Source organism: Ruegeria sp. BG6 (genome assembly GCF_056538465.1).
In genome coordinates, this window is sequence record NZ_JBQFTB010000014.1 from 122089 (window position 1) to 140164 (window position 18076).

Genomic DNA, 18076 nt, shown 5'->3' on the forward strand with positions numbered 1-18076 from the left:
TAGTGTTTGGTTAGGTCTGCCATTCAGGCCGCAAGAACAGGGCTGGCACATTCGGCCTGCCGGGTCTTCCCGGGCGGCGCACTCCCAACTGTGGCCTGACGGGAAAAATCGGTTCTTGCGGGATGGGCGCGGGCAGCGCACCCAACGGGTTTGCAAGGGCTGATAGTTCGCCCTTGTATGCGATGAGATCGACAAGGTGGTCGGCGTCCTGCGCCTCGGCGATCTGGTATGAAGGCTGATCCGGGGACCCGCGCGATCCAAAGCGACTTGCCGGGCAATAGGCCTGCAACCCGCCTTCAAGGAAGACCACCTCGTCACAATCGAAAAAAAACGTGCTGACATCGAAGGTTGTGGACGGTGCCTGCGAGGTCATCCGGCACATCCCGCTGAGCATCCGGGCCGGGATCACAGACACGCCTTCGGTGCCCGGTTCAATCCGGCTTGTGTCCAGCGCGACCCCCTGTTCTGGCATCAGCCAGACAGGACGCCCATTAAACGCCGCACGCGACGGCACGTAGACGGGCAGATATTCTGCGCGCGTTTCGCCCGTTGCGATGCTCACCCTGTCAGTCGCAATTCGGCGTACTTCCTTGAAACCATGGTCCAATGTTCGGACAAGATCACCTGCCGCAATGCGTTCCACCGGCTTCCAGCCTCGGGTCGTTGCAATCTTGGTGCCGTGGACAAACCCGCCCCGGCGCGACAACGTTGCATTGCGCGACAGGACGTCGTCCATCTTCCGCGCATGATCTGATAAATCAGTAACACTCACTACTTCAAACACGTGCCCAACCCCCCTTGGCACAGATAAACATTGAAACGTGGGTATCATGTGATCAGGCGCGCTGTCTTAGTTTTGACATATTTTAGCCCGAATTGAGCCTGTTCCGGCCCAATTGACCCACAATCAGCAAACAATGCGATTGTTTTTCACAGGCTTGCCGGAAATTCGGAAACGGTGACGGGATCAGGAGTGGAACCGGTAGTCGAATCTTCCGATATCTTCCGCGCAGGCATCCGACACCGCATTTCGGGTTCGCGTGGAATAGTACTGCCGATAATCCACCTCTCTTTCGGACCCGTTGAGATGCGGAAGGGTCAGCCTGAAACCGAGATGCGCGAACAACGGTTCAGCATCCTCCTCGAACTTCTCAAGCCGAATAAAGGCTCGGCACTGCTCGTGCCCATCTGCCCGCGTCATGTAGCGCCGCGCGGGATGCGCCTGAATTGACCTAAGCGTGGCCGGGTTCAGCAAGAATTCTTCAAATGATGACACCTTTGCCAGCGACACTGCGGGGTGGTCAAATTTCTGGTCCCGCAGCCAGTGGTAGTAACTGACAAGCCGATCCCAGGGGTTGCGGACCAGCGTGAAAGTGAACATGCGCTCCAACGCCTCGGGCGGGACAAGCCCGTCGATATCCGCCAGGGTGGAGTGTTTCCACAACCGGCCCTTGGCCCGTAAGTCCTTTTGCCGTCGATGACGGTTCCGCGCCTTGGGCGTGTCTCCGATCAGGATGTCATCCTTCGTCGCCCTCTGTTCCAGCGCCGATGCAAGCGACGTGCCCCCCGTTTTGGGGATGTGGACAAACACATACGATCTGCGCCGGGAAACGATCACGCCACGGCCTGTTCCGCCGACGCGCGCATCGAACGCCAGCCCAGCAGGGCGCCGGCCAGCACGATCAGCCCGATACCGACGATCTGGATGCCATCGATCGATTGGCCGAAGGCCGCCCACGCAAACGCAGGACCGAAGATCATCACCGAGTATTCGAAAATTGCGACATAGGATGGCTCACCAACCTGATACGCCTTGATCAGCATGAAAACGGCAATGGTTGACCCTACGGCCTGGACCACCACCCAAAGAAGCGAGGGTTGTATCTGCCAGACCACGCCGCGGGTCACGAACCCTTCCGGGCCCGGTTCCGCACCGACCGGAAAGATCGAAAACCCCGTCAGCCCCAGCGCGCCAGCAATACCAAGTGTAATTACCATCCCTCCCAGCATGACGACCGTACTTTCCTGCGCGCAGTGGGACCGTGTCAGGATCGCCCCAAGCGCATAGAAAAACCCGCCTGCGACCGGCATCAGGGTTCTGGCATCGAAATCCGCCGGATTGAGTTGCAGAACCAGAAGTAATCCTAGAAACCCGAGCAGCGCAGCCAGAATTCGCCAGGGCCCGATTTTCTGCCGCAGACCAAAGGCCGAAATCAGCAACACGAAAATCGGGGACGTAAACAACCCCGCCAACGCTTGTGCAACCGGCATCAAAGCAAGCGACGAGAAATAAAACAGCATGGCCAGCGTCATCAGGACGCTTCGCAAAAGAACAATGCCCGGGCGGATCGGGCGCAATCCGCCCAACCCAAGCAGTGACAACAGAAGCACCAGCGGCAGCATCAACAATGCGCGGCTCAGATGGAATTGCCACAGACCGATCGTTTCGGCCACCAGAACCACGACATTGTCGATCACCCCGATGATGGCCATTGCGCCAATCATGAGGCCAGCGGCCAAAACGGGTGAAGATGGGTTGCCTGTCTGCATTCTGTTCAATTTTCGCCTTCGCTGCCGGATGCCGCGTATTTCCCCGTATCCGGGTACCGGGCGCAAGTGCCAAATACGGTTCAACAGGTTTGCGCCGCGTAAATTTATCATGCTAAGCTGGATCAAAATAATTTTGAGCAGACCTCGCCCCGATGACGGCCCTAAAACAGTACCAGCGGATCGAAGCCACCGGTCTGTGGCGGCCCTCGCCCGATATGCAGCGGCGCGAGGTGGTCGTCTCGATTGGCGAGGCCACGCTGACGATATCGGATTTCAATGACCGTGCGCTGACCCACTGGTCCCTGGCCGCGCTGGAGCGGCAAAATCCGGGCGGCTACCCGGCCATTTTCAACCCTGACGGCGACCCGGATGAAACGCTGGAACTGGCCGAATCCGAAACCACGATGATCGAAGCGATCGACAGGCTGCAACGTGCAATCGACCGGTCACGTCCGCACCCTGGCCGACTGCGCTGGCTGAGTGTCGGCGGGGTAGTCGCCGCCGTGGCGGCCCTGCTGTTGCTCTGGTTGCCGGTTGCCTTGCAAAGCCACGTTATTTCAGTCGTTCCCAAGATCAAGCGGCAGGACATCGGCGATATCATCCTGCAACGCATCGAAAGGGTCTCCGGGCGCGCCTGTGCGTCGGAAGATGCCAAGGCCGCGCTGGATATGCTGGCAAAAAGGACCGGAGTGCGGCAGATCGTGATCCTGCCTGCCGGGGTGCAGAACAGCCTCAGCCTGCCCGGCGGCACGGTGCTGCTGAGCCGAACGCTGGTCGAGGATCATGAAGACCCGGCCGTGGCGGCAGGATATGTCATCGCCGAACGCGCCCGGTCCGAGGCACATGACCCGCTTGATGACCTGCTGGACCGCACCGGCCCGACAACCGCATTCCGGTTGCTGACGACCGGTGAACTGACACCGCAGATCATCGACAGTTATACCGAGCAGGTCCTTTCGGAACCGCGCCCATCCCTGCCCGATCAGGAACTGCTGGCCGTGTTCGCTCAGGCGGCCCTGCCCTCGACACCTTACGCCTACGCGCGTGATATCACTGGCGAAACGGTTCTGGGCCTGATCGAGGCCGACCCGATGGCGGGCCGATCCCAGGAGCAGGTCCTGCCTGACCGCGACTGGGTCCGGCTGCAAAACATCTGTGGTGAATAAAGCGTTCGGGATTTACCTGAACACTCTCCGACACGAATACCCCGAAAACGCCGTAGGCGGGGGAGGGATTTCGTGCCTCACCTTACACCCGAAACGCCGCAGACAGCTTATTTGGTACCGAACATCCGGTCGCCGGCGTCGCCCAGTCCGGGCATGATATAGCCCTTGGAATTCAGTTCGCGATCCAGCGCGGCCGTCACGATATGCACATCCGGATGGGCCTCTTTCATCCGCGCGACGCCTTCGGGCGCGGCCAGCAGACAGAGGAAACGGATATCGGTCGCGCCTGCCTCTTTCAGCAGATCAATCGCGGCGGCTGAACTGTTGCCTGTGGCCAGCATCGGATCCACAGCAATGACCAGGCGGTCTTTCAGTCCTTCGGGCGCTTTGAAGTAATACTGAACCGGTTTCAGCGTTTCTTCATCGCGATACAAACCCACAAAACCCACGCGGGCCGACGGGATCAATTCCAGCACACCGTCCAGCATCCCGTTGCCAGCGCGCAGAATCGACACCAATGCCAGCTTCTTACCGGCCAGAATGGGCGCGTCCATCTCCTCCATCGGGGTTTCGATGTTGCGGGTCGTCAGCTTTAGTTCGCGCGTGACCTCATAGGCCAGCAAAAGGGTGATTTCCCGCAGCAACTGCCGGAAAACAGCGGTCGATGTGCCCTTGTCCCGCATGAGCGTCAATTTGTGCTGCACCAGCGGATGATCAACGACGGTCAGATGTTCGCTCATGTTTTCTCCAGTCTTTTTTGGACCCTCGAACGGGTGTCTTCATCACAGAAGGCCGCATTGAGGGCCGTATCATTCATTGCGCTGAAATCCTCGGCCTGCCAGCCGAAAGCTGCGTTCAGCATCTCATATTCACGCCGCATGGTGGTATGAAAAAACGGCGGATCGTCGGTTGAGACGGTGACCTTGACGCCCGCATCGCGCAACTTTGCGATCGGATGGGCGCTGAAATCCGGATACAGGCCCAGCACCACATTGGACCCCGGACAAACCTCAAGCGTGATGTCCCGGTCGACCAGTTCATACATCAGGTCGGGGTCTTCGATGGCGCGCACACCGTGTCCGATCCGCTCGACCCCCAGTGCGCGCACCGCATCGCGCACGCTGTCCGGTCCGCCAAACTCACCCGCATGGGTGGTCAGCCGTAATCCTGCCTCGCGGGCGCAATCAAATGCCCACTTAAAATCGCCCTGCGCGCCGACCCCTTCGTTGCCGCCCATGCCGAAGCCCGTGATCCAATCGCCTGAGGTTTCGGCCGCGCAACGGGCGCTGAGTTTCGCCTTGTCCGGGCCAAAATGGCGAACACAAGTGACGACGCCGCGCAGGGTGATGTCGAACTTGCGCTCAGCCTCATCCGCGGCGTCCTGAATGGCATTCAGGTAATCGCGCCAGGCGTGCACATCGCCACCGCCGCAGAAATCGGGGCTCAGGAAGGTTTCCGAATACACCACACCATTGGCAGCGCTTTCCTCCAGAATTGCCAGGGTCAGTCGACGGAAATCCTCGGGCGATTTCAGCACTTCGCAAGCGGCCTCATAAACGCTCAGGAAATGGGCGAAATCGCGGAAGTCATAGGAGCCGTCGGGCTTGAAAATACCGCTCAGATCAATGCGTTTTTCATGCGCAAGTTGGCGAATGAAGGCGGGCGGGGCCGCGCCTTCGTGATGCAGATGCAACTCGATCTTGGGCAGGTCTGCGACAGTCATAGAAAACTCCGTCCCGGTCCATGTGCCGGAATGTTCAGGTGATGCGCGATGCTGGCGGCGACATCGGCGAAATTGACCGCACCGATCTGCCCCACGCCCCGCCCTGCGATCAGCACCGGCACCTGTTCGCGTGTGTGGTCTGTGCCGGTCCAGCTAGGATCATTTCCATGATCGGCGGTCAGCACCATAAGGTCACCCGGGCGCAGTTTTATCAGGATCGCGCCGATTTCGCGGTCGAACCATTCCAGCGCGCGGGCATAGCCGCTGATGTCGCGGCGATGTCCATAGAGACTGTCAAACTCGACAAAATTGGCAAAGGTCAGACTGCCGTCTTCAGCTTCGTCCACCAGATCAGACAGGTGCCCAATCAGTTCGGAGTCCGAGCCCTTGCGCAAGGTGTCAATCCCCTGCATCGAGAAAATGTCGCCGATCTTGCCCACAGCGTGAACGTGCCGTCCGGCATCCTGCGCCCAGTTTGTCAAAACCGGCGCGGGCGGCAGAATGGCAAAATCCTTGCGGTTGGTGGTTCGGGTGAACCCGTCCTCGGGCGAGCCGATAAACGGGCGCGCGATAACGCGGCCGATCTTCATGTCATGCAGCATCGGGGCCAGCGTCCGGCACATCTGCAGCAGACGGTCGAGGCCAAAGCTTTCTTCATGCGCGGCAATCTGGAACACGCTGTCGGCCGAGGTGTAGCAGATCGGCCAGCCCGTCCGCATGTGTTCGGCTCCCAGTTCGGCAATGATTTTCGTACCCGATGCATGGCAATCGCCCAGTATCCCGTCTGTTCCGGCCGCCTCTGCCGCCGCGCGGCTCAGATCAGCGGAGAATGCGGGCGTGGTGTCCGGGAAATAGCGCCAGTCCCACGGCACCGGCAGTCCGGCCAGTTCCCAGTGGCCCGAAGGCGTGTCCTTGCCCAGCGAATGTTCGTGCGCGCAGCCCCAGAGGCCGGTTGGTTCGACCTCGAGCCCCGGTGTTTCATCGCCCGAGGCCAGACGCACAGACGCTCCCAACCCCAGCGCGTCGAGGTTGGGCAGGTGCAGCGGACCCGATCGACCATATTCTGCGCGCCCTTCCGCGCAGGCCTGCGCGATATGGGCTACGGTGTTTGCACCCGTATCAGGGACCTCGCCGTTAAAAAACTGATCCGCATCCGTTGCGCCGCCAATACCGACAGAGTCCATGACGACAAGGAAAGCCCGTCTCATGCGGTAATCCTTTCATGGACGAGATCGGGGATCGGTGCGGGCGTTTCGCTGATCGCGATGGCCTGCAAAATCGCCTCTGCGGCTTGCCGGGCCGCGTCTTCGCGTGCGGCGTGCACCACCGCCAGTGGCTCCCGCTGGGATACCTGCTGCCCCAATCGCACGATGTCAGAAATGCCCACTGCCGGGTCAATGACGTCGGCTTCGACCTGCCGCCCGCCACCCAGCGCGACGACAGCCAGACCCAGCGCCTCGCCGTCTATGCTTGTGATATAGCCGCTGTGTTGGGCCGCAACTTCCTGAATGACATTCGCTTCGGGCAGAAAGCGTTCCCAGTTTTCGACAAGATGAACCGGACCGCCCACCGCCGCCATCATGCGGCCAAATCGGTCCGCCGCCCGACCATCCCGGATCACATCGGCGATTTGCCTGCGCCCCTCGTCAATCGAGGCATACATTCCCGCATCTTTAAGCAACACACCACCCAATTCGGAGGAAAGCTCGGCAAGCGGTGTCGGTTGGCCGCTGGTCATCGCCCTCATCACCTCGGCTATTTCCAGCGCATTGCCCAGCGCCGAGGCCAGAGGCTGGTTCATATCGGTAATCACTGCCGACGTGCGACACCCGGCGGCGTTTGCCGTTTCGGTCAAGGCCTGCGCCAGATTTCGGGCATCATCCAGCTTTTTCATGAACGCACCGGAACCGACCTTCACGTCCAGCACCAACGCATCCGGGCCCGCTGCCAGCTTTTTCGACAGGATCGACGCCGTGATCAGATCCAGGCTTTCCACCGTCGCCGTCACATCGCGCACCGCATAAAGGCGCTTGTCCGCAGGCGCGATCTGACCGGTCGCACCGACGATGGCCGCACCGGTTTCGCGCAATATCTGCTCCAGCCGGTCCTGACTGATTTGGGTGCTGACCCCTGGAATGGCCTCAAGCTTGTCCAGTGTCCCGCCGGTGTGGCCAAGACCCCGCCCAGAGATCATCGGAACATAGGCCCCGCATTCGGCCAGCGCCGGCGCCAGCACAAGGCTGACACAATCCCCGACCCCACCGGTCGAGTGCTTGTCGATCACCGGGCCGCCCAGATCCCAGCTCAGCACCTCTCCACTGTCGCGCATCGCGACGGTCAGATCGGCGCGGCCCTGCGCGCCCAGACTGCCCATGCAAACTGCCATGGCAAACGCCCCGGCCTGCGCGTCACTGACGGCACCATCGGCCAAACCCTGGGCGAACCAGTTCAGCTCTGCACTGGTCGGAACGTCACCCCGGCGCAGTTTTGCGATGATCGAACGGGCGTCCATAGGCTCAGACGTCCTCCATATGAGAGGCGTCGAACGCGCCGGGCAGAAGCTGTCCGATGGTTGTCTCAAGCTCAGTTCCGGTTGCTGTCGCAAGCGTCACTTTGACGTCCGGCTTGCCGAATTCCGCCAGCTTCTGACGGCATCCGCCACAAGGCGGTACCGGTTGCGGGCTTGAGGCGACAACATAAACCTCGGTCAGTTCCTGCTCACCTGCGGCCACCATCGCGGCAATCGCACCCGCTTCGGCGCAGGTGCCTTCCGGGTAGGCGACATTTTCCACGTTGCAGCCGGAAAAGATCACTCCGGACTTCGACCGGATCGCCGCGCCCACTTTGAACTTCGAATACGGCGCGTAAGCGTTTTCCCGGACGGACAGGGCGGCGTCTTTCAAAGGCATGGTGATTCCCAATTTTTGATCATCTGGTCAGAATGCCATACCCTAATGGAAAGAGCCGGGGGATTTGAAGCCCCCGGCGCATGTTTCCTGATCCGATCTTGGCTTAACCCAGCGTTGTACTGAAGGTCCCGGGCAATGTGACCTCCAGCAGCTCTACATCATCGGACGGGTCCGCAAGGCGCGTGCGCATCCCCGGTGGGATCACAAAGGCGTCGCCCTGTTCCAGCCGATAGGGCTCACGTCCTTCCCCTTCCAGCGTTACCTGACCGTTCATCACGAAGGTGAAATGGATATCGGTATCATGGCTCGCCCAGTCCGGTTCGCCCTGCCCCCGTTTTACCACCTGAACCCCGGCAACGCCCTTAGTGTTTTCGGCAATTGTGGTGTCCCGGCAGATATAACCTGGCAAGCGGAACTCCCCCCACGCGGCATCCTTGGCCTGATTGTACACAAAACGCTGCCCCTGCCATTCCCGCTCGGGCCGGTAATGGGGGGTGGGCAGATCCATGTCATGATCGATTTCCGTGACATGTTCCGCGGGTACACCGATCTCAATCACCTGCACATTGTCCGATGCCTCAAGCACGCGGTGACGGATTTCCGGAGGCTGGATAAAGCAATCCCCCGCCGTCAGGCGCATCTTTTCGCCCTGATCCTCGTACACAACATCGACCCAGCCGTGGATGCAGAAGATCAGCTGAAACCCGACCTTGTGAAAGTGCACCATGTCGGGCACCGGGCCGCCATCGGGGATACGGATGTGGCTGGCGATGATCGACCCGCCCAGCCGATCAGGCACTAGATCGCGATAGTGCATACCCGCCCGTCCAATGATCCACGGCGCCTGATCCTTCAGCCTGCGCACGACAAAGGAATGCACCGTTTCCGGCATCACCAGCGGCGGGTTGCGGTCGTCAATTTCTATGCGAGTTCCATTGGGGGCGACCAGCACACGCTCGCCACCGGCAAACCGATCCGGATCTTCGGTCAGAATTCGCAAGGTCCCGGGCGCCTCGGGCGCGTCCTTTTCGATGCGCAATCGCAAGCCGTGGCCCGAAAACACCGCAACGCGGGGGTCATCGGCGGGATAGATCATATCCATCCGCATCCCCAGCGTTCTGGTATAAAATGGGATGTCGTCGCGCAGTTCGTTCGTGGGCAGACGGAATTCAGCGAGTGTCGGACTTTTGCTGCTGGTCATCAGGCTTCTCTTCAATATTCGATTTGGGCCATCCGATCAGAACAGAGGCCAAAATGCCAATCGAAAAGAACATCTCGAGCGTTTCTTCCAGCGCAAACAGACGGATCGCCATAATCGGGGACAGCGTCTCGTCAAAAAGTCCCGAGACCTCTTCCAGAAGCTGGGCCACCACAGCCGACAGCCCGGCAAGAACGAAGATCAGCAAAAACGGCGCGCGCTGTTTCAGCGCAAGCCGTGCGTTGGGCACCCCGTGCCAAATGGCACCGCCCAGTATGATGACCGCAAGCACGAACCGGATCAGCGTCATGTCCAGAATGTCATCCAGGCCGCTCAGTATCATAAACGGCACGGTTCCTTCGGAATAAATGTCTGCTTCCAGCTCTCGCTCGGCCAGAAGCAGGCAGGTCACACCGATGTACAGACGTTTCAATCCGGGAAACCGCACCAGTGCCGCCAGCCCGGCAGCAAGCAGCGCGGCGGCCGAAATCGTTTCGAACGGCCCCCCTTCCTGGTTGAGCTGCTCGGCCTGCAGGGGCCAAATCACAACGGCGCAAAGGATCAGGGCCATCAGCGCGATTGCCACGCGGAATCCGGACTTTTCCATTCCAAATGAAGATTGGTTGCCTGAAACGGCCTTCTCCGGCCGTATGTTGTCTTTTATGCTCATGCCTGATTTTGCGCTTCGCTGCAGTGAAAGTCCACTCCGTGTAAAAGAACCACGAACAATTTCAACCAGCCTGTCACTCTCGGCCAATTCCGGCCTACGCATTAGACCGCATAGCCAAGTCAGAAAATATAGTTTAACACTAAACCAAATTCCGGGAAGGAGCTTGTTCACCGATGTCCGACACACCCAGCCTGCGGCAGGCCGCGCTTGACTATCACGCCCACCCGAAGCCCGGAAAACTTGAGATAAAAGCGACCAAACCGCTGGCCAATGGCCGCGATCTGGCGCGTGCCTATTCGCCCGGTGTGGCCGAGGCCAGCCTTGAGATCAAATCGGATGCTGCCAATGCCGAGCTTTACACATCGCGCGGGAACCTGGTGGGTGTCGTGTCAAACGGCACCGCGGTTCTGGGTCTTGGCAATATTGGCGCACTGGCCTCGAAACCGGTGATGGAAGGCAAGGCGGTTCTGTTCAAGAAGTTCGCTGGTATCGACTGTTTCGATATCGAAGTGGACCAGCCCGACCCGGAAAAGCTGGCGGATATCGTCTGCGCACTGGAACCGACCTTCGGCGCCATCAATCTGGAGGACATCAAGGCACCGGATTGTTTTGTTGTCGAAAAACTGTGCCGCGAGCGGATGAACATCCCGGTATTTCACGATGACCAACACGGAACGGCCATTGTCGTTGGCGCCGCGGCCAAGAACGCCCTGCACGTTGCCGGCAAAAAGTTCGGAGACATCAAGGTGGTGTCAACTGGCGGCGGTGCCGCGGGCATTGCCTGTCTGATGATGCTGGTCAAACTGGGGGTCAAGCGCGAGAACATCTGGCTGTGCGATATTCATGGGCTGGTCTACGAAGGCCGGGCCGAAGATATGAACCCCCACAAAGATCAGTTCGCGCAGAAATCGGACCTGCGCACACTGGATGATGTAATTGGCGATGCAGATCTATTTCTGGGACTCAGCGGCCCGAATGTCCTGAAGCCCGAGATGGTCGCAAAGATGGCCAAGCGCCCGATCATCTTTGCCCTGGCCAATCCGACCCCTGAGATACTGCCGGATGCCGCCCGAGAGGTTGCTCCGGACGCGATCATCGCAACGGGCCGCAGCGATTTTCCCAATCAGGTCAACAACGTGCTGTGCTTTCCCTTCATTTTCCGCGGTGCCCTGGACGTCGGCGCGACCGAGATCAACGATGACATGCAGATTGCCTGCGTCGATGGCATCGCCGAACTGGCCCGCGCCACAACCAGCGCGGAAGCCGCTGCCGCCTATCAGGGAGAACAACTGACGTTCGGGCCGGATTATCTGATTCCGAAACCATTCGATCCGCGTCTGGTGGGCGTTGTATCGTCATCGGTTGCCAAGGCGGCAATGGCCAGTGGCGTGGCCAAACGGCCGATCTCGGATATCGAGGCTTATAAGGAAAGCCTGAACCAGACCGTTTTCAAATCGGCCCTGCTGATGCGTCCGGTTTTCGAGGCCGCAGCCGCAGCGTCGCGCAGAATTGTCTTTGCCGAAGGCGAAGACGAACGGGTTCTGCGCGCGGCACAGGCGATCCTGGAAGAAACTACGGAAACACCGATCTTGATTGGCCGACCCGAGGTGATCGATGCACGCTGCGAAAAGCTGGGCCTGACTGTCCGGCCGGGGCAGGATTTTCAGATCGTGAACCCGGAAAACGACCCGCGTTACTACGATTACTGGAACTCTTACCATCAGGTCATGCAGCGCCGGGGCGTTACACCGGATCTGGCCAAGGCGATCATGCGCACCAACACGACCGCGATTGCCGCCATCATGGTCCAGCGTGAAGAAGCCGACAGCATGATCTGTGGCACCTTTGGCGAATACCGCTGGCATCTGAACTATGTCGAACAGGTTCTGGACGACGGAAATCTTCGTGCGCAGGGCGCGCTGTCCCTGATGATTCTGGAAGACGGTCCCCTTTTCATTGCCGACACACATGTTCGGCAACTGCCCACACCTGAAGAACTTGCCGAAACGACAATCGGGGCGGCCCGCCACGTGCGGCGGTTCGGGCTTGAGCCGAAAATCGCGTTCTGCTCGCAATCTCAATTCGGCAATCAGGCCGAAGGTTCTGGCAAGCGTCTGCGCGCCGCGCTGGATATTCTGGACTCCAAACCTCGGGACTTCACCTATGAAGGTGAAATGAACCTGGATGTTGCGCTGGACCCCGAGCTTCGCTCGCGTATCTTCCCAAATTCGCGCCTTCAGGGCGCCGCCAACGTATTGATCTTTGCCCACGCGGATGCCGCCAGCGGGGTGCGAAACATTCTGAAGATGAAAGCGGACGGAATCGAGGTCGGCCCCATTCTGATGGGCATGGGCAACAAGGCGCATATCGTGACGCCCTCGATCACGGCGCGCGGCTTGTTGAACATGGCGGCCATTGCCGGAACTCCGGTTGCGCATTACGGTTAATGGGCTGGCTCTGACATAGGCCGCCGTTTTCGGGAGGGGGCACCATGAAGGGGCATTGTCACTGCAAGGCCGTTCGTTGGGAAAGTGACGGCAACATAGCGTGGAGTTGCTATTGCCACTGCACAGATTGCCGCCGCAACTGCGCCGCCCCTGTTACCGCATTTTTCGGATTGCCGCATGAATCGGTGACCTGGTCTGGCGATCCACCTGCGGTCTATCGTTCATCTCCGGATGTCGAGCGGCTGTTCTGCGCGGCCTGTGGAACTCAGATGGCGTACCGCAATGCAGGGGACACGGTGAACATCCACCTTTACATCGCGACGCTGGAAAACCCGGAAACAGTTTCGCCCCGGTTTCACGTGTTCCATACAGATCACCTGCCGTGGCTGGATATTCAGGACAGCTTGCCCCGATACGCCAAGACCGGAAACTGAACGCTCCGTGATTCCGCGGCCATTTGCAACTAATAATTTGCAGTTTTGCAAAACAAAGGCTTTGTTGCGAATTCACCTTGATCGGGAAGGCGATTTGCAAAACTTTGCAGCCCATTTTCCCGGTATCTGCAAATAATTCGCGGTAAACTGACGCGTCGTCATTTCAGCCGCTTGTCCGACAGGCGGCAGATGCCTAACACACTGGCAAGGGATTTTGAGGAGGACGACGCCTTGGCTTATCAGGACATCTATGAGAGTTGGAAATCCGATCCGGAGGCGTTCTGGATGGACGCCGCCAAGGGGATCGACTGGGTACAGCCGCCAAGCAAAGCGCTGTTTGACGACAATGCCCCGCTCTATGAATGGTTCTGTGACGCCAAGGTCAACACCTGCTGGAATGCGGTGGACCGGCATGTTGAAAACGGTCGGGGTGAGCAGACGGCCATAATCTACGACAGCCCGATCACCCATACAAAACGCGAAATCTCATATGTCGAGCTGCGCAACCGCGTTGCAACGCTGGCCGGGGCACTGCGGGCCAAGGGGATCGAGAAAGGCGACCGGGTCATCATTTACATGCCCATGATCCCCGAAGCGCTTGAGGCGATGCTGGCCTGCGCGCGGTTGGGGGCTGTTCACTCGGTCGTGTTTGGCGGTTTTGCCAGCAATGAACTGGCCGTTCGGATCGACGACGCGAAACCAAAGGCAATCATCGCGGCGTCTTGCGGGCTGGAACCCGGTCGGGTGGTGCACTACAAGCCGCTACTGGACGGCGCCATCGAGATGGCGAGTCACAAGCCCGAATTCTGCGTCATCTTCCAGCGCGAACAGGAAGTGGCGCAGCTGATCGAAGGGCGCGATTTCAACTGGCATGGTTTCCAATACGGCGTTGAACCGGCGGAATGTGTGCCAGTTGATGGCAACGATCCGGCTTATATCCTTTATACGTCGGGAACGACCGGCGCGCCCAAAGGTGTTGTGCGCCCTACCTCAGGGCATCTTGTGGCGCTGAACTGGTCAATGAAGAACATCTACAACGTTGATCCGGGCGATGTGTTCTGGGCCGCCTCGGACGTGGGCTGGGTTGTCGGTCACTCCTACATCTGTTACGCGCCGCTGATCCACGGCAACACGACGATCGTGTTCGAAGGTAAACCGGTCGGCACCCCGGATGCAGGCACTTTCTGGCGGGTGATTTCTGAACACAACGTGCGCAGCTTCTTCACCGCCCCGACGGCCATCCGCGCTGTTAAACGCGAAGACCCTTCTGGCGACATGCTTAAGAATTACGACCTGTCCTGCCTGAGGGCACTGTTTCTGGCAGGTGAACGCGCAGACCCGGACACGATCACATGGGCGCAGAACGCACTGAAAGTTCCGGTGATCGATCATTGGTGGCAGACCGAAACGGGCTGGACCATTGCCGGCAACCCGCTGGGGATCGAGGAACTGCCCGTCAAGCTGGGATCACCTGCCAAGCCGATGCCAGGATATGACGTACAGATTCTGGATGAGGCAGGCCACCCGGTTCAGGCGGGCGAGCTTGGGGCCATCGCGGTCAAACTCCCCCTGCCGCCCGGCACTCTGCCGACCCTTTGGAACGCCGAGGACCGGTTCCTCAAATCCTATCTGGATCAGTTCCCCGGTTATTACGAAACCGGTGACGCGGGGATGATCGACGAAGACGGCTATCTCTATATCATGGCGCGCACAGACGACGTGATCAACGTGGCCGGCCACCGCCTGTCCACAGGCGGGATGGAAGAGGTCCTGGCCGCCCATCCTGACGTCGCCGAATGCGCGGTCATCGGCGTCTCGGACCAGCTGAAAGGGCAGATGCCAGTTGGCTTTTTGTGCCTGAACGCCGGCTGCGACAAAGATCACGCCGAGGTCGTGCAGGATGTCGTCAAAATGGTGCGCGAAAAGATCGGGCCTGTTGCGGCGTTCAAGCTTGCTGTCGTGGTCGACCGCTTGCCCAAGACACGGTCGGGCAAGATCCTTAGGGGTACCATGGTCTCGATTGCAGATGGCAAGGACTACAAGATGCCCGCAACCATCGACGATCCGGCCATTCTGGATGAGATCGCCGAAGCCCTGAAAACCATCGGTTACGCTCAGTAACCCAGAAACGGGCGACAAACCGTCGCCCGCTTTTCGCCTTTCGCTTGCAACCTGTTACCGGCCCCCTACTGTCACTCTGAGACAGAGAGGGCCCATGACAGATCAAGAACTCTGGCGACTAACCGCCACCGAATTGTCCAGCCAAACCCGCAGCGGCGCACTGAGCGCCGAGGCCGCTGTGCAAGGCGCGCTGGACCGGATGCACGAGATCAACCCGGACCTGAATGCGGTCGTAGACGACCTGAGTGTGCAAGCCCTTGAACGCGCACGAGAACTGGACAAGGCGCGCGCCAAAGGCGCGCCTGCAGGCCCGCTGCACGGTGTTCCCGTCACCATCAAGGTCAATGTGGACCAGAAGGACCACGCGACAACAAACGGCGTTTCTGCCCTGAAGGATGTTATCGCACCCGACGATGCTCCGGTGGTAGCCAATCTGTTGAAGGCAGGCGCGGTCGTGATCGGCCGGACGAATACACCTGAATTCTCGTTCCGCGCGGACACCGACAATCCGCTTTATGGTCGCACGCACAACCCCTGGGGCAGGCACATCTCGCCCGGCGGGTCGTCTGGCGGTGCAGGCGCTGCAGTGATGGCCGGCATCGGCGCACTGGGCCATGGCAACGACATCGGTGGCAGTCTGAGATTTCCGGCAGCTGCCAACGGCGCGGTGACGGTCAAACCCGGTCTGGGCAGGGTACCAGCCTGGAACCCCAGCCAACAGGCCGAACGCGGGTTACTGGCACAGTCCATGTCGGTGCAGGGGCTGATCGCACGTTCTGCTGCCGACCTGCACCTGTCCATGCCTTGTCTGATTACCCCTGACCCGCGGGATCCGTTCCACGTTCCCCTGCCCTGGCGGACCGAGAACCCGGATACCCCGATCAGGGTTGCATTTACGAAGAACACATACGGCTACGACCTGCACCCCGAAGTTGAAAAGGCGCTGGAAGCCGCACGCGATGCGCTGACGGACGCGGGCTATCAGGTAGACGAAGTCGAAACGCCGGATGTGTTCGACTGCGGACGCAATGGGTATCGCGCACTGATGGGCGAGGTTCTGACCCTGATGAAAAGCGACATCGAAGCGGTCGGGTCGCAGACCATCCGGGATGTCTTTGAGGTGTACTTCCAGGAATTTCCGCCGATCGTGGGAACCGAGTTGATCCGCATGCTGGCGGAACGCAGCCACTATGCACGGCAATGGTCACTGTTCATGGAGGACTACGCGCTGGTTCTGTCCCCATTTCTGCCGCAACCCTTCTTTGGACCCGATCGTGACACAGAGGGGGCCGAAGGTGTTCACGAGGTTCTCGGCTGCGCCGTGTACTCGTACGCGATGAACTTTCTAGGTCTGCCGGCCGCATGCGTTCCCGCCCGGCTTGCCAGCCTGCCTAAAGGCCCTCAGCCGATCAATGTGCAGATCGCTGCGCGGCGGTGGCGTGAGGACCTGGCGGTTGATGCCGCGGCCGCGATCGAAGCCCGCGTCGGACAGATGTGTTTTCCGCTGTGGGACAGAATGGAATCAGGGGCACGCTGAGCCTCGGCCTAAACCCTGACAACGCAGCTGACAAAAATAGACCCCGGGTTTTTGTGCCCGGGGTCCGCATACTAAAATATGCCCGAATTTCTGATGACGAGCGTAGCACCACCCACCCTCGCCAGCGCGAAAACTGCGCAATCATTTCGAATACGCTGTTGGCGGCCACTCACTCCCGCCTTAGCGTGTTCTCCGGGCAAGTTCAGATTAACGAATGATAAAGCACTTTCCTGTGAACTGGTTCACACAAACCGAAAAAATGTTCAAACTGGACAGCTTAGGTAAACTGCTCGGAAATCAGACGCTCCTCAAGACCATGGCCGGGATCGAACAGAATTCGGTGTGTGATTGACGGCTCGGACCGGATTTCAACCCAATCTATGTCTGGGAATGAGTTCGAATCCGCATCCGCCATGACCGGGCGTTTATCCGCTTCGATCACATCAAACCTGACATGCGCGATCTTGGGCAACAGAGCGCCGCGCCAGCGGCGCGGGCGAAATGCGGCAATCGCGGTCAGCGCCAGAACATCCGACCCGATCGGCAGAATCGGGCCGTGGGCCGAGTAGTTGTAGGCAGTGGATCCGGCAGGCGTGGACAACAATGCACCGTCGCACATGAGTTCAGCCATGCGAACCCTGCCATCCACGCTGATTTTCAGCCGCGCGGCCTGCGGTCCGGCGCGCAGCAACGACACTTCGTTGATTGCAAGCGCTTCGTGCATCTTGCCGGACTGATCCATGGCGCGCATGGCCAGCGGGTTGATGACCTCCTCCTCGGCGGCGGCCAACCGCTCCATCAGGTCACCTTCACTGAACTCGTTCATCAGAAAGCCGATGGTTCCGCGGTTCATGCCATAAACCGGCGTATCCAGATGTTGCATGTTGTGCAGGGTGTGCAACATGAACCCGTCGCCCCCAAGCGCGACCACAACATCTGCGTCCCGAGGCGCGGCATTGCCGTATCGGGCGACCAGCGCATCCCGCGCAATCTGGGCCACCTTGGCGTCGCTGGCAAGAAAGGCGATTCTCTGAATCATGTAAACGGGTTTCCGGTGCTGCACATTTGGTTCCGAAACAAACATACCTTTCCCCGATAGGCCAGACTTGACGCCATAACGGGCCAATTCGTCGCTTTACGACTTTTGCATGTATGTCGTTTCCGATAGGAAATCCGCAAGATTATTCCCAGCCATGTGGAGCCCCCATGAACGCCAATCTTCGTGACACCGGTTTTTTCACCCAGTCTCTTTCGGATCGTGATCCTGAGCTTTTCGGCTCGATCCGGTCCGAGTTGGGGCGCCAGCGCGATGAAATCGAGC

Annotated in this window: 16 protein-coding genes; 5 read left to right on the forward strand and 11 right to left on the reverse strand. The window is 59.5% G+C overall.

Going from position 1 to position 18076, the window contains the following annotated elements; all coding sequences use genetic code 11:
- Positions 1-10: 10 nt before the first annotated feature.
- The 3 genes from ACR0JW_RS20230 to ACR0JW_RS20240 form a co-directional block, all read right to left on the reverse strand.
- Positions 11-736 carry a Hint domain-containing protein gene (locus tag ACR0JW_RS20230; RefSeq protein ID WP_170682362.1) on the reverse strand — a complete coding sequence of 242 codons (726 nt, stop codon included), beginning with the start codon at positions 734-736 and terminating at the stop codon, positions 11-13.
- A 231-nt stretch (positions 737-967) separates the two neighbouring features.
- Complete coding sequence (locus tag ACR0JW_RS20235; protein WP_480714363.1) at positions 968-1591, reverse strand: sulfotransferase family 2 domain-containing protein; 624 nt, start codon at positions 1589-1591, stop codon at positions 968-970.
- A 23-nt stretch (positions 1592-1614) separates the two neighbouring features.
- The gene (locus ACR0JW_RS20240; protein ID WP_170682360.1) at positions 1615-2550 is read right to left on the reverse strand and encodes a DMT family transporter; all 936 of its coding nucleotides are present in this window, start codon (positions 2548-2550) and stop codon (positions 1615-1617) included.
- Between the two features lie 152 nt (positions 2551-2702).
- Between ACR0JW_RS20240 and ACR0JW_RS20245 the strand changes: the two genes are divergently transcribed.
- Complete coding sequence (locus ACR0JW_RS20245) at positions 2703-3716, forward strand: hypothetical protein (protein ID WP_170682359.1); 1014 nt, start codon at positions 2703-2705, stop codon at positions 3714-3716.
- Positions 3717-3823: 107 nt separating this feature from the next.
- On the opposite strand, the gene upp is transcribed toward ACR0JW_RS20245, so the two are convergent.
- From upp to ACR0JW_RS20280, 7 genes are all read right to left on the reverse strand, one after another.
- Positions 3824-4456 carry a uracil phosphoribosyltransferase gene (upp, locus tag ACR0JW_RS20250; protein ID WP_170682358.1) on the reverse strand — a complete coding sequence of 211 codons (633 nt, stop codon included), beginning with the start codon at positions 4454-4456 and terminating at the stop codon, positions 3824-3826.
- Complete coding sequence (locus tag ACR0JW_RS20255) at positions 4453-5439, reverse strand: adenosine deaminase (protein WP_170825340.1); 987 nt, start codon at positions 5437-5439, stop codon at positions 4453-4455. The genes upp and ACR0JW_RS20255 overlap by 4 nt, the downstream gene beginning before the upstream one ends.
- Entirely contained in the window at positions 5436-6647 is a 1212-nt protein-coding gene (locus ACR0JW_RS20260; protein WP_170682356.1) for a phosphopentomutase, read from the reverse strand. Before ACR0JW_RS20260 ends, ACR0JW_RS20255 begins: the two co-directional genes overlap by 4 nt.
- Entirely contained in the window at positions 6644-7951 is a 1308-nt protein-coding gene (locus tag ACR0JW_RS20265) for a thymidine phosphorylase (protein WP_170682355.1), read from the reverse strand. Before ACR0JW_RS20265 ends, ACR0JW_RS20260 begins: the two co-directional genes overlap by 4 nt.
- Before the next feature lie 4 nt (positions 7952-7955).
- Entirely contained in the window at positions 7956-8348 is a 393-nt protein-coding gene (locus tag ACR0JW_RS20270) for a cytidine deaminase (RefSeq protein ID WP_170609530.1), read from the reverse strand.
- A gap of 103 nt (positions 8349-8451) precedes the next feature.
- Positions 8452-9549, reverse strand: a complete 1098-nt coding sequence (locus tag ACR0JW_RS20275; RefSeq protein ID WP_170682354.1) for a cupin domain-containing protein — start codon at positions 9547-9549, stop codon at positions 8452-8454.
- Complete coding sequence (locus ACR0JW_RS20280) at positions 9518-10153, reverse strand: hypothetical protein (RefSeq protein ID WP_170682353.1); 636 nt, start codon at positions 10151-10153, stop codon at positions 9518-9520. Before ACR0JW_RS20280 ends, ACR0JW_RS20275 begins: the two co-directional genes overlap by 32 nt.
- Positions 10154-10389: 236 nt before the next feature.
- Between ACR0JW_RS20280 and ACR0JW_RS20285 the strand changes: the two genes are divergently transcribed.
- The 4 genes from ACR0JW_RS20285 to ACR0JW_RS20300 all read left to right on the forward strand — a co-directional run bounded on the left by ACR0JW_RS20285 (position 10390) and on the right by ACR0JW_RS20300 (position 16755).
- Positions 10390-12663 (forward strand): NADP-dependent malic enzyme, encoded by a 2274-nt coding sequence (locus ACR0JW_RS20285; protein WP_170825339.1) that lies wholly within the window; start codon positions 10390-10392, stop codon positions 12661-12663.
- A gap of 44 nt (positions 12664-12707) precedes the next feature.
- A complete protein-coding gene (locus ACR0JW_RS20290) occupies positions 12708-13097 on the forward strand; it encodes a GFA family protein (RefSeq protein WP_170609522.1) in 390 nt (129 codons plus the stop codon).
- 231 nt (positions 13098-13328) lie between these two features.
- Entirely contained in the window at positions 13329-15218 is a 1890-nt protein-coding gene (gene prpE, locus ACR0JW_RS20295; protein ID WP_170682409.1) for a propionate-CoA ligase PrpE, read from the forward strand.
- Between the two features lie 94 nt (positions 15219-15312).
- Positions 15313-16755 (forward strand): amidase family protein, encoded by a 1443-nt coding sequence (locus tag ACR0JW_RS20300; protein ID WP_170682351.1) that lies wholly within the window; start codon positions 15313-15315, stop codon positions 16753-16755.
- A gap of 277 nt (positions 16756-17032) precedes the next feature.
- Here ACR0JW_RS20300 and ACR0JW_RS20305 read toward each other — a convergent pair whose 3' ends face one another.
- Positions 17033-17794: an NAD kinase gene (locus ACR0JW_RS20305; RefSeq protein ID WP_170609519.1), complete on the reverse strand. Its 762-nt coding sequence runs from the start codon at positions 17792-17794 to the stop codon at positions 17033-17035.
- Positions 17795-18076 lie beyond the last annotated feature (282 nt).